General features: G+C 53.5%; 13 protein-coding genes and 1 pseudogene. 6 read left to right on the top strand and 8 right to left on the bottom strand.

The window, feature by feature from the left end:
• The first annotated feature begins 681 nt into the window (after positions 1-681).
• On the top strand, positions 682-2,817 hold the full coding sequence (locus IBT47_RS26510; protein WP_200564197.1) for a TonB-dependent siderophore receptor: 2,136 nt from the start codon (positions 682-684) through the stop codon (positions 2,815-2,817).
• Between the two features lie 1,119 nt (positions 2,818-3,936).
• On the opposite strand, the gene IBT47_RS26505 is transcribed toward IBT47_RS26510, so the two are convergent.
• Both IBT47_RS26505 and emtA read right to left on the bottom strand, forming a co-directional pair.
• Entirely contained in the window at positions 3,937-4,185 is a 249-nt protein-coding gene (locus IBT47_RS26505) for a GlsB/YeaQ/YmgE family stress response membrane protein (RefSeq protein ID WP_105592759.1), read from the bottom strand.
• Positions 4,186-4,325: 140 nt separating this feature from the next.
• Positions 4,326-4,934 carry a membrane-bound lytic murein transglycosylase EmtA gene (gene emtA, locus IBT47_RS26500; RefSeq protein WP_172606584.1) on the bottom strand — a complete coding sequence of 203 codons (609 nt, stop codon included), beginning with the start codon at positions 4,932-4,934 and terminating at the stop codon, positions 4,326-4,328.
• A gap of 308 nt (positions 4,935-5,242) precedes the next feature.
• On the opposite strand from emtA, the gene ldcA reads away from it, so the two are divergent.
• From ldcA to IBT47_RS27285, 3 genes are all read left to right on the top strand, one after another.
• Positions 5,243-6,184, top strand: a complete 942-nt coding sequence (gene ldcA / locus IBT47_RS26495; protein ID WP_200564195.1) for a muramoyltetrapeptide carboxypeptidase — start codon at positions 5,243-5,245, stop codon at positions 6,182-6,184.
• Positions 6,185-6,335: 151 nt separating this feature from the next.
• Positions 6,336-6,581, top strand: coding sequence for a DinI-like family protein (locus tag IBT47_RS26490; RefSeq protein WP_200564193.1), 246 nt, complete (start codon positions 6,336-6,338; stop codon positions 6,579-6,581).
• Positions 6,582-6,991: 410 nt separating this feature from the next.
• Positions 6,992-7,117 (top strand): hypothetical protein, encoded by a 126-nt coding sequence (locus IBT47_RS27285; RefSeq protein WP_255569952.1) that lies wholly within the window; start codon positions 6,992-6,994, stop codon positions 7,115-7,117.
• A gap of 85 nt (positions 7,118-7,202) precedes the next feature.
• Here IBT47_RS27285 and IBT47_RS26485 read toward each other — a convergent pair whose 3' ends face one another.
• The 4 genes from IBT47_RS26485 to IBT47_RS26470 form a co-directional block, all read right to left on the bottom strand.
• Positions 7,203-8,132: an ornithine cyclodeaminase family protein gene (locus tag IBT47_RS26485; protein ID WP_200564191.1), complete on the bottom strand. Its 930-nt coding sequence runs from the start codon at positions 8,130-8,132 to the stop codon at positions 7,203-7,205.
• A gap of 424 nt (positions 8,133-8,556) precedes the next feature.
• Entirely contained in the window at positions 8,557-9,819 is a 1,263-nt protein-coding gene (umuC, locus tag IBT47_RS26480; protein WP_200564189.1) for a translesion error-prone DNA polymerase V subunit UmuC, read from the bottom strand.
• Positions 9,819-10,241 carry a translesion error-prone DNA polymerase V autoproteolytic subunit gene (gene umuD / locus IBT47_RS26475; protein WP_200564187.1) on the bottom strand — a complete coding sequence of 141 codons (423 nt, stop codon included), beginning with the start codon at positions 10,239-10,241 and terminating at the stop codon, positions 9,819-9,821. Before umuD ends, umuC begins: the two co-directional genes overlap by 1 nt.
• A gap of 224 nt (positions 10,242-10,465) precedes the next feature.
• Positions 10,466-11,359, bottom strand: coding sequence for a DMT family transporter (locus IBT47_RS26470; RefSeq protein WP_200564185.1), 894 nt, complete (start codon positions 11,357-11,359; stop codon positions 10,466-10,468).
• A 128-nt stretch (positions 11,360-11,487) separates the two neighbouring features.
• Here IBT47_RS26470 and IBT47_RS26465 point away from each other — a divergent pair, with 128 nt between their 5' ends.
• Complete coding sequence (locus IBT47_RS26465) at positions 11,488-11,925, top strand: Lrp/AsnC family transcriptional regulator (protein WP_305038778.1); 438 nt, start codon at positions 11,488-11,490, stop codon at positions 11,923-11,925.
• Between the two features lie 138 nt (positions 11,926-12,063).
• Here IBT47_RS26465 and IBT47_RS26460 read toward each other — a convergent pair whose 3' ends face one another.
• Complete coding sequence (locus IBT47_RS26460) at positions 12,064-12,594, bottom strand: GNAT family N-acetyltransferase (protein ID WP_200564182.1); 531 nt, start codon at positions 12,592-12,594, stop codon at positions 12,064-12,066.
• A 146-nt stretch (positions 12,595-12,740) separates the two neighbouring features.
• On the opposite strand from IBT47_RS26460, the gene IBT47_RS26455 reads away from it, so the two are divergent.
• A complete protein-coding gene (locus IBT47_RS26455; protein ID WP_200564180.1) occupies positions 12,741-13,109 on the top strand; it encodes an RND transporter in 369 nt (122 codons plus the stop codon).
• 148 nt (positions 13,110-13,257) lie between these two features.
• Here IBT47_RS26455 and IBT47_RS26450 read toward each other — a convergent pair.
• Positions 13,258-13,431 (bottom strand): annotated as a pseudogene (locus tag IBT47_RS26450) (NADP-dependent isocitrate dehydrogenase); the annotation flags it as partial.
• Positions 13,432-13,924: the final 493 nt, after the last annotated feature.

Genomic DNA, 13,924 nt, shown 5'->3' with positions numbered 1-13,924 from the left:
ACGCATAGCCGAAAGGGAGTCAGCCTGTGCGGCGGACGGGCAATCCGCCAGTCCGCTTCGTGACTTCAGCGATGCCTTCAGAAAAACGACCCATTCAGTTCAGGCAGCAACACGCATAGCCGAAAGGAAGCCAGCCTGTACAGCGGGCGGGAAATCCGCCAGTCTGCTTCGTGACTTCAGCGTTGCTTTCAGGAAATTGCCCCATCCAGATCAGGCAGCGACACGCATAGCCGAAAGGGAGTCAGCCTGTGCGACGGACGGGTAATCCGCAGCGCCGAGGTGAAAGCAACTGGCCAGGAGACGCCAGCAGGACGCTGGCGTCAGGCGGGGTCGGTACAAGGATGTACCGTCTCCGCCGGTCCGACCGGCCAGATGCTGTAACCGAGGGCACCGCGCAACGCGCGGCGCGAGGACCGCCCGGCGGTCGCACAGGCTGACTCCCGGACACCTGCGCCTCAAGCCTCAAGCCTCAAGCCTCAATCTCATCATTTTCAGGTTAATTACTGAACTACAACAGGCAATTATTAACTGTAATTAATACTTGAAAGCGTTAATCGAAAAGATAATACTTCTCATTGATATTATTACAACTCTTTACATTTATCTGTCTATATCAATACAGGCAGATAAACCGCACTCAACGCGGTGGCACGTTCTAAACCTTAATAAGAGACTTTAACAATGAGTATGGCTTTCAACCTGAAGCGTTCTGCGCTGCTCTGTTCACTCGCGCTCGTCGCACCCGGGATCGTCTTTGCCGCAGAAAACACCATTACGGTAACCAGCGCACCTGAAGAATCCGCCACTTCACCGACCGAAGGCTACACGGTCAAAAGCAGCAAGGGCGCGACCAAAACCGATGAACCGCTGATTACCACCGCGCAGTCCGTTTCGGTTGTTACCCGCCAGCAGATGGAAGACCAGGGTGCCATGAGCGTCAACCAGGCACTGAACTACACTGCCGGTGCCTTCACCAACTTCGGCGGCGCCGCCACCCGTTATGACACCGTTTCCCTGCGCGGTTTCCACGGCGGTGATGTGGATAACATCTTCCTCGATGGCCTGCGCCTGATGAGCGATCCGGGCAGCTTTAACGTATTGCAAGTGGACCCGTGGTTCCTGGAACGTATCGACGTGATTAAAGGCCCCTCCTCCGCGCTGTACGGTCAAACCGTGCCGGGCGGTCTGGTGATGGAAACGTCTAAACGCCCGCAGTTCACTGAAGAAGGCCATTTCCGTACCTACGTGGGAAATAACAGCACTTCCGGCGTGGCCGTTGATTACACCAATGCGATTAACGACCAGCTGGCCTTCCGTCTGACCGGCCTGAGCCACAGCAGCGACACGCAGTACGACCACACCCGTGAAGAGAAATACGCGATCTCCCCTTCCCTGTTGTGGCAGCCTGATGAGTACACGTCGCTGTTGGTAAAAGCCTATCTGCAAAAAGATCCGTCCGGCGGCTACCACGGTTCCGTACCGGGTGATGGCAGCATTTACGAGCACAACGGCAAGAAGCTGAGTACCGGTTTCTACGACGGCGATTCCGACCTTGACCGCTTCAAGCGCCACGAGCAGATCTACAGCTACGAATTCGCCCATCGCTTCAACGATACCTGGGCCGTTCGCTCTACCGCCAGCTACAGCCATTCCAACGTCGACCTGGACCAGATCTACCAGATTGGCTGGGTTTCTGCCGACAGCGATATTATGAATCGCTACTACTCCGGCTCCCGCTCTTCGCTGGATGCTTTCGCCATCGACAACCAGCTGGAAGCCGATTTCGCGACCGCTGACATTGAGCATAAAGTAGTGCTGGGCGTGGAATATCATCAGTATAAAAACGACCTGCACGACGCCAGCGGCTATGGCTCACAGCTGAATACGGCAACGGGTCAAACCATCGGTGTGCGTCCGAACTATAACTTTGTTCACTCCGAGCGCCAGTACTATCAGACCGGTATGTATTTGCAGGATGAGATGAAGTGGGACCGCGTACATTTCGACGTGTCCGGCCGCTATGACCGCATCGTGTCGAAAATCAATAATATCGACCTCGGTAACGATAATCGCCGCCAGGATGACCACGTGAGCGGACGTGCCGGTCTGCTGTACGCCTTCGACAACGGTGTGTCACCGTACGTCAGCTACAGTCAGGCTATCACGCCGCAGTCGCTGACCGGTGCCGACGGCAATCTGCTGACACCTACCACCGCCGAGCAGTATGAGGCCGGTGTGAAGTTCCAGCCGGTGGGAACGTCCGATCTCTACTCCGTGGCGGTGTACGATCTGACGCAGAAAAACGTCGGCAGCCGTAACGTGCAGGGTGGTTATTACGACCCGGCTGGCAAGGTCAACTCGCGCGGTCTGGAACTGGAAGCGCGTAATCAGCTGACGCCGCGCCTGAGCACGATTGCCAGCTACACGCTGAGCCGCGTTCGTTATAAAGAAGCGATTGATGCCTCGACCGGTGAGTCTATCAACGGTCATACGCCGTACGTTTCCCCTAATGCGACTGCATCTGCCTGGGCTAACTACAAGTTTGACTATGGTCTGAGTGCCGGTGCGGGTGTGCGCTATATCGGTAAGCAGTGGGCGGACAATGCCAATACCGTGCGTCTGCCGTCGGTGACGCTGTTTGATGCATCGGTTCGTGCCGATCTGGGTGCATGGAACAGCAGCCTGAAAGGTGCATTTGTGCAGGTGAATGCCAATAACCTGACCGGACGTGACTATGTGGCGGCCTGCTACGGTTATGGTTACTGCTACTGGGGCGCGGAGCGTTCGGTGGTGGCGACCGTGGGGTATGATTTCTAATCCCAGTTTGAGCCAGCGCGCTCGGGTGCGCTGGCTCAGATCGTTTGGCTGAATCGGTGATTCGTTACGTGTACGGTGACCGTGCTGATTGGTGATTTATTGTCTGCATGGCCGATGGCAACAACCGATGGCAACGCAAACTGGCAGTTTTCCCTAATGGGCGGTCCTCGCGCCGCGTTGCGGTGCCTTCACTTCTTTCGTCAGCCTTTCGGACCAGTGCAGACGGGGCGTCCTGCCCCGGCTGCACTTTTCGTCCGCGTCCATGCGGCCGAATCCGGCCTTCCTCTCTCCGTTCAGCGCTGTGGATGCCCAACCGGGAAATCCGCCAGTCCGCTTCGTGACTTCAGCCTTGCCTTCAGGAAAATGACCCATTCAGATCAGGCAGCGACACGCATAGCCGAAAGGGAGTCAGCCTGTGCGGCGGACGGGTAATCCGCAGCGCCGAGGTGAAAGCAGCTGGCCAGGAGACGCCAGCAGGACGCTGGCGTCAGGCGGGGTCGGTACAAGGATGTACCGTCTCCGCCGGTCCGACCGGCCAGATGCTGTAACCGAGGGCACCGCGCAACGCGCGGCGCGAGGACCGCCCGCCCGCCGCACAGGCTGACTCCCGAACACCTACCCTGGTGGCCTTTATTCTCCGTTCAGCACTTTGGATTCCACCAGCCCTCTTCGTGACTTCAGCGTTGCTTTCAGGAAAACGACCCATTCAGATCAGGCAGCGACACGCATAGCCGAAAGGGAGTCAGCCTGTGCGGCAGACGGGCAATCCGCAGCGCCGAGGTGAAAGCAGCTGGCCAGGAGACGCCAGCAGGACGCTGGCGTCAGGCGGGGTCGGTACAAGGATGTACCGTCTCCGCCGGTCCGACCGGCCAGATGCGGCAACCGAGGGCACCGCGCAACGCGCGGCGCGAGGACCGCCCGGCCGCCGCACAGGCTGACTCCCTGGCACCGCTATCACCGCTTCCCCCTGCACCAATGCACCAATGCACCAATGCACCAATGCACCAATGCACCAATGCACCAATGCAAGCATCCACGCCACCAATAAAAAAGCCACCCTCCTTAACAGAGAGTGGCTCCACAATTCTCAACGAAACCAGCCCGCAGGCCCCATTCGTATCAGCTACGTACCTTGCGATAAATCCACAGCACCACAATCGCGCCGATCACCGCAACCACAAAGCTGCCGAAATTAAACCCGTCAACCTTACCAAAACCAAAGAAGGTACTGATCCAGCCGCCGACAACCGCACCGACAACCCCCAACACCACGGTAATGATAAAGCCGCCACCGTCCTTACCTGGCATAATCCACTTGGCGATAATACCGGCGATCAATCCAAAAATGATCCATGACAGAATACCCATTTACTCCCCCTTAATGATTACCGTTATCAAACTGGCACGATTAAAACTGCACTAAGTATAGGAGAGGATTCTAAGTCTGTGATTTAAGGACAAACTTTTTCAGCAATTTTTTTTGGTACTTATCAACACCGATTGACGGCTTAAATCGTACGATAGGCGGTTGTCACCTTCCATAAATAGCGCGGAGCCTGCGCCGCCGGGTGATTGTTCTGCACGTGCTGATAAAACTCATCCGGGCTCATGGCATTAATCATCGCAATCGCCCGATTGCGATCCCGCGAGAAAGTCCGCAGTAGCGCACCGGCACCGTTAGCATAGGAAACGATAGTTGCGTAGCGCAGGGTCTCAGGATTGCGGATACCGGCCAGCTGCTGTTGCTGTAAAATACGCAGATAGGCCGTGCCGATATCGATATTTTTGACCGGATCGCGCAGTTCACTTTTGCTCGGCTGCCCGTGGCGGCCCTGTGCACGATACACTTCGCGCCCGGCAGTGGAGGCTTTAATCTGCATCAGGCCAACGGCATTAGACTTGCTGACCACCGTTGGATTGCCGCCGGACTCCACGGCAATAATGGCATCCACCAGTTTCTGATCGACACCGTAGCTACGAGCGGCGTTTTCAGTAAAGAGTGACCAGGCCTGTGCCACTTTCTGTGGCGGTGCTGACGTCAGCGGAGTATCCGGCTGATGAACGATCTTCTTTGCGGGTTCGCTGGCGCAACCTGCCAGCAGTAGTGCAGCCATCATGGCTGCTAATTTCACGCATTTATGCACGCTTGTTTATCCTCTGGGCCTGGCGTCGCGCCTATCATACGACTTGCCGGTTAGCAGAAAATTGCCGTAATTCTTAATTTGCTGGCTGCGGCTGATGACATCGCTACGGCTTTTCGTCATCATCGAAAGAATTCGACAGCGAGTGTACAAAAATAATTCACTTACCGGCGTATAAATTTTCACCAGCCTGCGGCAGAGCACACTTTTTATTGCCGCGCATAGTGTAAAAATTGTTGATAAACGTCGGTTAAACCACTATCCGGATGAGATAAGTACGTATTATGACCGTGTCTCCACGAAATATTCATCTGATCGCCCCTTCTGGCTTTTGCCACAATCCGGATGCCGCACAGCGCGGTATTGACCGCCTGCGTGCAGACGGACATCGGGTGACCCATACCGACATTATCAGCAGACGCGAACAGCGTTTTGCCGGTAGCGACAGCCAGCGGCTGGCCGACGTTAACGATCTTGCGCGGCTGGAAACGCTGCCGGACATTGTGCTGGCCGTACGCGGCGGCTATGGTGCCAGCCGCCTGCTACCAAATCTTGACTATAAAAGCCTGGCGGACCGCCTTTGCGGTAGGCCCGTTGCGCTGTGCGGGCACAGTGATTTCACCGCCATACAGCTTGCCCTGCTGGCTCAGGCCGGATTGCCGAGCTTTAGCGGCCCCATGCTGACAGGGAATTTTGGTGCGGAAACGCTCTCTGATTTCACCCTCAACAACTTCTGGCTGGCGCTGACCTCTGCGCAGTTCACCCTGCGCTGGCAGACTACGCCACAGCAGCTCAGCACGTCGGGCACGCTCTGGGGGGGAAATCTGGCGATGATCGCCTCGCTGATCGGCACTCCCTGGCTGCCGGATATCCGCGACGGAATTCTGGTGATCGAGGATGTTAATGAGCATCCGTTCCGCGTTGAACGCATGCTGCTACAGCTGTTGGAAAGCGGCATTCTGGCGCGGCAAAAAGCCATTGTGACCGGCAGTTTTACCGGCAACACGCTTTCTGACTACGATAACGGTTACGATTTCAGCAGCGTATGGGAGCTTATAGCCCAGCGCAGCGGACTGCCGCTGGTAACCGGCCTGGACTTCGGCCACGGTCACGATACCGTTACGCTCCCGCTGGGCGCACGGGCTGAGCTTAACGTTAACGGCAGCGATGCCGCACTGACAATCTCCGGCCACACCATTCTCGGCTCGTCACCAGCGAATCAGTGATTTAGCTAAAACTCACCCGCAGCGCGGTATAGTTGACTGAAGCCAGCCAGAACGCGGGCCGAGCACCCGGTCGGTTCGCGAAATAGTGTTTGAACCCGCTCTCATATACCTGTATTTTTATACAGATAAATTCAAAGGGAGCGGAAGTAAAATGTTTGTTGAACTGATTTATGACAAGCGCAACGTGGCGGGACTGGCGAACGCCGAGCAGCTGATACTGGAAGAACTGGAAAAACGCGTTCAGCGGGTTTTCCCTGATGCGCTGGTCAAAGTGAAACCGATGCAGGCCAACGGCGTAAAAAGTGACGCCAGTAAAACCGATAAGGCCACGCTGATGCGTATCATCGAAGAAATGTTTGAGGAAGCGGACCAGTGGCTGATTTCTGAAGAGTATTAATGTGGGAAAGGGCAATCCAACATTTTTTTTGATTTCGCTCGCAAATAACGCGTTTTTGCCTGGCAATAACTGAGAATACTCCTATCATTAAAATTAATCGATTTCCCTGGTGTTGGCCCGCATTAAAGCTCTTAGCGGGCTTTTTTTTTGCATAAATATAAGCAAATATTAACTGTTATAACATACACTGTCCAATCGCTCCTGAAACAATTCTTATATTTTCTTCCCTTTTTAATCACGCCTCATGGCTCGAAATATTTTCCCTGAAACGCAATCAGCCAGTAGCCAGCCTTGCCACATTTTAGCCCTGCGAAATTGTGATTCCGATCAATGCATAATCGACACTTTAGGTGCAGCATAGCCACGCTATTTACGTTCCTGAAAGAAGAAAAAACAACGAAAGGACAGACATGAACGCCGTACTATTTTGCGCCCTGTTGCTGATTGGGGGGCCATTGATGGGATTTTTGGTGATCGTTGGCGCCTGCCTGCCGGGGATGCTGGGTGAAATCCTGCATCGACCCCGGCGTCATTAGATCAGCGGGCCACTAACCGGCATCCACCCGATAAGCGCCAGTAAAAATAACCACCGGGTGAATCATAACGTCTCTACGCTACGGATTACCGGTTTAAACGATCGATCACCAGCAGGCTGACCATCAGGTCCAGGTGCGCGCCGCCCGCATTCTTATACAGCGTAATATCCTGCTGCTGCCGGCAAAAGCTCGTGCTCTGGCAAATCTCATAGAGATCGGCTTCGATATGCTGTTCCGTAATCATGCCCAACCGCAGTGGGATATGAAGATCGCCGGACATCGCGGCGTTGGTTCGATCGTCGACAAATACCCGTGCTTTTGCCACCGCTTCGCCGTCTGATTCCTGCATATCCGGGCGATAGCCACCCAGCAGATCGATATGCGTGCCGGGCTGCACATCTTTCCCCAAGATCAGCGGTGACGCCGAGCTGGTGGCAGCGGTGATAATGTCCGCGCGTCCTACCGCTGCGCTAAGATCCGGCACAATTTCCGCTTCAATCCCCTTCTCTCTCAGCGCGGCCAGCGTCGCAGCCAGCTTTTCAGCCGTGCGGTTCCACAGCAGCACGATGCGAATGGACGGTCGGATATGCAAATAGGCATCGACCAGCGCCGTTGCCACCGGTCCGGCCCCCAGCACCAGCAGTGTGGCGCTATCTTCACGGCTCAGTATGCGGGCGGCAGCCACCGAATCTGCCGCCGTTTTCCAGCGGGTAATCGCCGGACCATCAAGCACGGCAGAGATCGCTTTTGTCTCTTCGTCAATCACCACAAAGGCGGCATCCTCCGCCGCGCGTGGCGGTTTTGCCTGTGCGTTAGCCGGATAAATTGAGGCGATTTTTAACCCGGCACCGCGACCGGGCAGAATAACGCCCCGGCTAAGCAGGCCATAAGCGGCATCACCGAGGAAAAAGCCTTCCCCGGTATGGCGAGCCCCCAGATGCGCCGAGTGAATGGCGTTGATGACGCCCTCCCATTCCAGCAGGTCATGAATGGTTTTTGCGGAAATAAATTGCATAAAACAGCTCCTGAACGTAATCAGCACGAAATCAACGAATAAGGGGACAAGTACGGCTTAAGAATGTGCATATCGAACAGATGCAGATCAACTGCTGAAATTTATGATGCCCCGCAAAGATAGAAAGGCTTTACGTTGTGGTAGAAAATTCAGGCCGGGAGTTATTTTTATTTTTATATAAATCATAATTTTATAATTTATTTATTTCTTTTAACGTTTTTTTGTTAATTAAGAGAAAGATCACACTCACGCTAAAAAAATATTACGGCAGCATGTTTTCTCATTTTTCCTGCCGCCCAAATTTAATCCTATTTTCTCACCCACTGCGGGCGGTGGCGGAAAGTTCAGGCGTTTAATCGAAATTATTCCTGTTGCGACCAGGCAAGAGAACATCTGAGTAAACTCACTCTCCATAAGTGCCGGATTACTTCGCCAGCGGCAGGTCCTGATAGCGGGTGGTATAAGCCGGTGACAGCATTTCGCGCTTCATCGCCCAGGGTTTCTGAATCCCCTGCCCGGCAAACCACAGCGTGCCCCTGCCGCTCTGATTCACGCGGTCTATCACCTGCATCAGTGCCTCGCTGTTCTGCTGCGGTTTGAAATCATCGAACAGATTAAGCTGCGAAACGCCGTGGCTGAAAAAGTCGCCGAGCATCACCCCGGCCTTCATATATCGGTGCCCGTCGCGCCAGATGCAATCGAGTGCATGTATCGCGGCACGAATAATATCCCGTGTATCATTGGACGGCGTCAGCAGCATACTCATCGCCTGATTGCCGTAAAACGGTTCATTCACCGTATGTGGACTGGTGCGAATAAACACCGCAATCTGCCGACAGTACTGCTTTTCTGCCCGCAGCTTTTCCGCCGCGCGCACCGCATAGTTACACACCGCTTCACGCATATCGGCATAGTCAACGATCCGCGAAGAAAACGAACGCGAGCAGAGGATCTGCTGCTTGTTCGGTGCCTGTTCCTCCAGCGCCAGGCACGGTTCACCGCGCAGTTCTCGCACCGTGCGCTCCAGCACCACGTTAAAGTGCTTGCGGATAATCCACGTGCTCTGTTCCGACAGATCTTTTGCGGTAATAATGCCCATCGCATTCAGCTTCTTGCTAATTCGCCGACCCACACCCCACACCTCTTCCACCGGCACCAGCGCCATCAGCTTGCGCTGGCGATCCACGTTCGACAGATCCAGCACGCCGCCGGTCCGCGTCCACGTTTTTGCCGCGTAGTTGGCCAGCTTTGCCAGCGTTTTGGTCTGGGCAATCCCGACGCCCACATTCAGGTGCGTATCGCGCTTCACCGTTTCACGGATCTCGTGCCCGAATTCTTCCAGCACCCGGCAGTTGCGTACGCCGGTCAGATCGATAAATGCCTCATCGATCGAGTACTCCTCTACCGCCGGGGTAATCTCCTCCAGCGTGGTCATCACCCGGAGACTCATATCGGCGTAGAGCGCATAGTTTGAGCTGAACACGCTCACCCGGTGCTGCCGCAGGTGGTCTTTGATTTTAAAATAGGGTTCGCCCATTTTTACGCCGACCGCCTTTGCCTCCGCCGAGCGGGCAATCACGCAGCCGTCGTTGTTGCTCAGCACGCAGACGGGTTTACCCTTCAGATCCGGTCTGAACACCGTTTCGCACGAAGCGTAGAATGAATTTACATCCACGAGGGCAAACATCACTTACCCAGCGTTTTAATCACGTGCTTCACCACGCCGAAGATGTCGAACTGATCAGCATCGGGAATCGGCATAATCGAATAGGCGGAGTTCATCGGCCGCAGGTGCAGATAAGGCCGCAGCATCAGCTGCTTGACGGTGAATTCGCCGTCCAGCGCGGCCACCACAATATCGCCGTGTTCCGCCTTCAGCGAGCTGTCCACCACCAGCATGTCGCCCTCGCCAATTCCACCTTCAATCATCGAATCGCCGCTGACCTTGATAAAGTAGGTTGAGCTGGGGTGGCTCACCAGCAGGTCATTGAGGTCGATGCGCTGCTCAATGTAGTCCTGCGCAGGCGACGGAAAGCCACAGGGCACCCGGCTGATAAACAACGGCAGGTGCAGAATGGCGCGGATTTCTGCGGGCTGATAAAACTTCATGGTTACGACCTCAAAAGTTACTGTATATAAATACAGTAATATTGTTTTACCGCTTTGATCAAGGTCAGAAACAGAAGGTTTTTGTAAAGCGGTTGCTGGAAAAGGGAATTTATTTTGCCTCGGTGTCGGGCTGACGCACCTGCTTCATCACGCGCGGGCATCCGCACTCGAACAACTACGACTAACGTGGAAAGCGATATCGGGGGCCAGCCAGCCCTCCCTGCTTAATCGTTAACCGCACACGGCTGCGCTGGCAGCCGCTTAACACGCATCATCCCGGCTGCCGCCAGCAAAATAGCGGCGGTCCCCGCCATCTGCAACGGATGTAAGCGATGCCCAAAAGCCACGGCATCCACGATAAACGCCACCACCGGGTAGATAAATGAAAGCGCGCCGGTAAGGTGAGTTGGCAGGCGCTGGATCGCGCCGTACAGCAGGATATACATTAATCCGGTATGCACGACGCCCAGTGTCATCAGCAACGACCAGCTGGCGGGCGCAATGGCATCGTGGCTTTGCAGCGCAAACGGCAGTAACAGCACCGCTCCCACCAGCACCTGTACCAGCGCAATAAAATGCGGCGGCATTCCACTGAGTTTTTTAGTGATAAGCGCCGCCAAGGCATAGAAAAATGCCGCCCCCAGCGCCAGCAAAATCCCCATCAGATAATCGCTGCTGCTGACAGCGGCATCAGGCCGCGTCTGCACAATCAGCAGTAACCCGGCAAATGACAGCAGCAGCCAGCCCAGCTTCGCCCGCGTCAGGCGTTCGTGCAAAAACAGCGCGCCCAGTCCCACCAGCATAAACGGCTGGGTGTTATACACGGCCGTCGCTATAGAGATGGATGCGCGTGAATAGGCGGCAAACAGTAGTAACCAGTTAACCACGATAGCCACCCCGCCGAGTGCCGCCAGCAGGAGCTGACGCCGGGAGATCCGCCCGTGCCGCAGCAGCCCCATTGCTGCACAGACGGGCAGCAGGGTCAGTGCGCCAAACAGACAGCGCCAGAATACCACTTCGGTTACCGGCCTGCCGGAAAGCGTCACCAGCCAGCCGATGGTGCCGGAAATGATCATCGCCGCCGTCATCTCCAGCGTGCCGCGTGTCGTGTTGTTCATCAGATTTCCCAAATGTGTCGGATCGCGTGGTCAATAATTTACCCGCAACTTCGACAAATTCACCTGCGATAAACAAGGCACTTATGCAAAAATACCTGTGTTAAAAAGGTAAAAACGGAGAAAAACTGATGGCCCTGGATGATATCGATCGCCGCCTGCTCGCGCTGTTACAAACCGATGCCCGGACGCCGATTAAAGCGCTGGCTGAACAGATCGGCCTTTCCGCTCCCGCCGCGGCCGAACGGCTGCGACGTCTGGAAGATCGCGGTGTAATTCGTGCTTTTACCGTCGAGGTGGATGCGCACGCACTGGGCTACTCGCTGCAGGCCATCGTCCGCATCAAGCCGCTACCGGGAAAACTGCATGAGGTGCAGAAGCTGCTGGAATCCATTCCTGAACTGGCCGAATGCGACAAAGTGACGGGCGACGACTGCTTTATCGCACGCCTGCATCTGCGTTCCATCGAGCATCTGGATTTTATTCTGGATCGCATCACCGATAAGGCAGAAACCAACAGCGCGATTGTGAAGTCTCAGCCGGTTAAGCGGCGGTTACCGGGGTATTGAAGCGTGGCCGATTAGCATCAGACTGCACGTTCAGCGTAAAAGTCCAGCCCAGAATAGGATAACTTTCCGGTCTGAAATTGAGATTTTTGATAACTTTTTTTGATAACTGTTTATATGCCAGCCAACAAAAAACGAACATTATTGTTTATCCCATTCGGCGCGGGTCAGTGTAAACAGCATGCTGGCGGGCGCATTTTTCACATCATGAATGTCCCGTACATATCTGAGTCCGGCATTCGTCAGGACTTTCTGCGATGCCAGGTGATTTGCTCTTACTGTGGCAGATATATCAGGTAGTTTGATTTCACCAAACCCATAGCTGACCGCATAGTTAGCAAACTCTGTCGCCAGGCCTTTTCCCCACGACTCCGTGGAGAAGCGATATCCCAGGCTATTGATAGAAATATCAGCATAACTGCGGATGTTTAACCCGCCAAAACCGATAATTCTTTCGGGATTATCCTTTAGCGAGATAGCCCAGCTTCCGAAAGCGTAATCTTCCCAGTGTTTAAGCCATCGAGCCAAAACACCGCGGGCATAATCAATATCAGGATACGGTCCTGCAGGATTAAACGTATTTGTGGCAGGGTCGCCATAAATTCTGAAAAGGTCATCTGCGTCTGAGCTGATTACGGGGCGAAGATGCAGTCGAGAGGGAGTTATCGGCAAAATGTTTCCTGGGTTTTTGATTCATTCAACGAATTATCTTGCTGTTTTTATAGCCAGAATCCTTCAGTTTCACAACAGGTTACATACAGCATCACAAACTTATAAGAACTTATGCTGTGATAATCTTTTCAAAACGAGCTGAAAAAATGAGAAAAATTATTGTTTTGTCACTGGTATCTGCTTTGGCGTCATTCTCTCACGTCGCGCAGGCTACTGACTGCGAACCTAATGACCTGGGTGGCTATTCTTGTTTAAATGACGATGATTCAACCAGCGACAGCATGCCGAATGAGATGGGTGGTACGGATACGATTTCCAGCAAAGGGGGCTTTACCAGTACTGATTCAGGCGATGATGAAGCCGATGCTGAGCTTGATGGTTCATCACTCAACTCAGCCAACGATTCAGCAAGTATGAATACGAATGATGCCTTAAAAGGCAGAGACTGGAATGCGCCGTCCAATATTAATGACGGTGCGGCAACGTCCAGCCTGGACATGACAAATCATCAGTGAACAGGTATTCATGCAATGTGGCTAGCTGAATCGACGTTCCTGAAACTTTGGATTCATTAGTTGGCGACATATATAAAAATCAGTCCATAAGCACAACAAAAACGGGGGCTAAATCGGCCCCCGTCTTCACAATCATCAACAGCACATATTACATGTGGCTGATCATTGCATCGCCAAACTCTGAAGATTTCAGCAGTTTAGCGCCGTCCATCAGACGCTCGAAGTCATAGGTCACGGTTTTGGCGTTAATTGCGCATTCCATGCCTTTAACGATCAGGTCTGCGGCTTCGAACCATTCCATATGGCGCAGCATTATCTTCGAAATTTAAATTAAATCATTGATATTAATCGACAAATAATCGGTAAGCATGGTTTGAACCGTAGGTTTAATCCCATTGCAACCCTATGAAATACTTAGAGTAAAATTTAGTTTTGGGGAAGGATTTCCCCCTCCATCAAGAAAGAGAACAAGGGATTTTAAATCGCGCGCTAACCATTTACTAAACATATGGTTGATATGATTTTTAATAATACAATAGGGCGGGATTCTAACTATAAATCATTGAGTTACGCAATTCATTTAACTGATATTATGACAAAAAATGCCTATCATGATGTTGGTCATCTTACTGATATGACATATAGCGCATGTAGAATTTAAGCATCGTCGGCTATCATCCAGCCAGGTTCCAACTTGCCCTGCGAAGTCACACATGAAAGTCGAACTCATTTAGTTAAATGGATATAACGATAACAACAGCCATAGCCATAGCCATAGCCATAGCCATAGCCATAGCCATAGCCATAGCCATAGC

It is taken from the genome of Erwinia sp. S43 (assembly GCF_016624745.1).
Lineage (GTDB): Bacteria > Pseudomonadota > Gammaproteobacteria > Enterobacterales > Enterobacteriaceae > Erwinia > Erwinia coffeiphila.
Note: the sequence above shows the minus strand (reverse complement) of the source record. Positions and strands in the feature narration are given on the sequence as shown.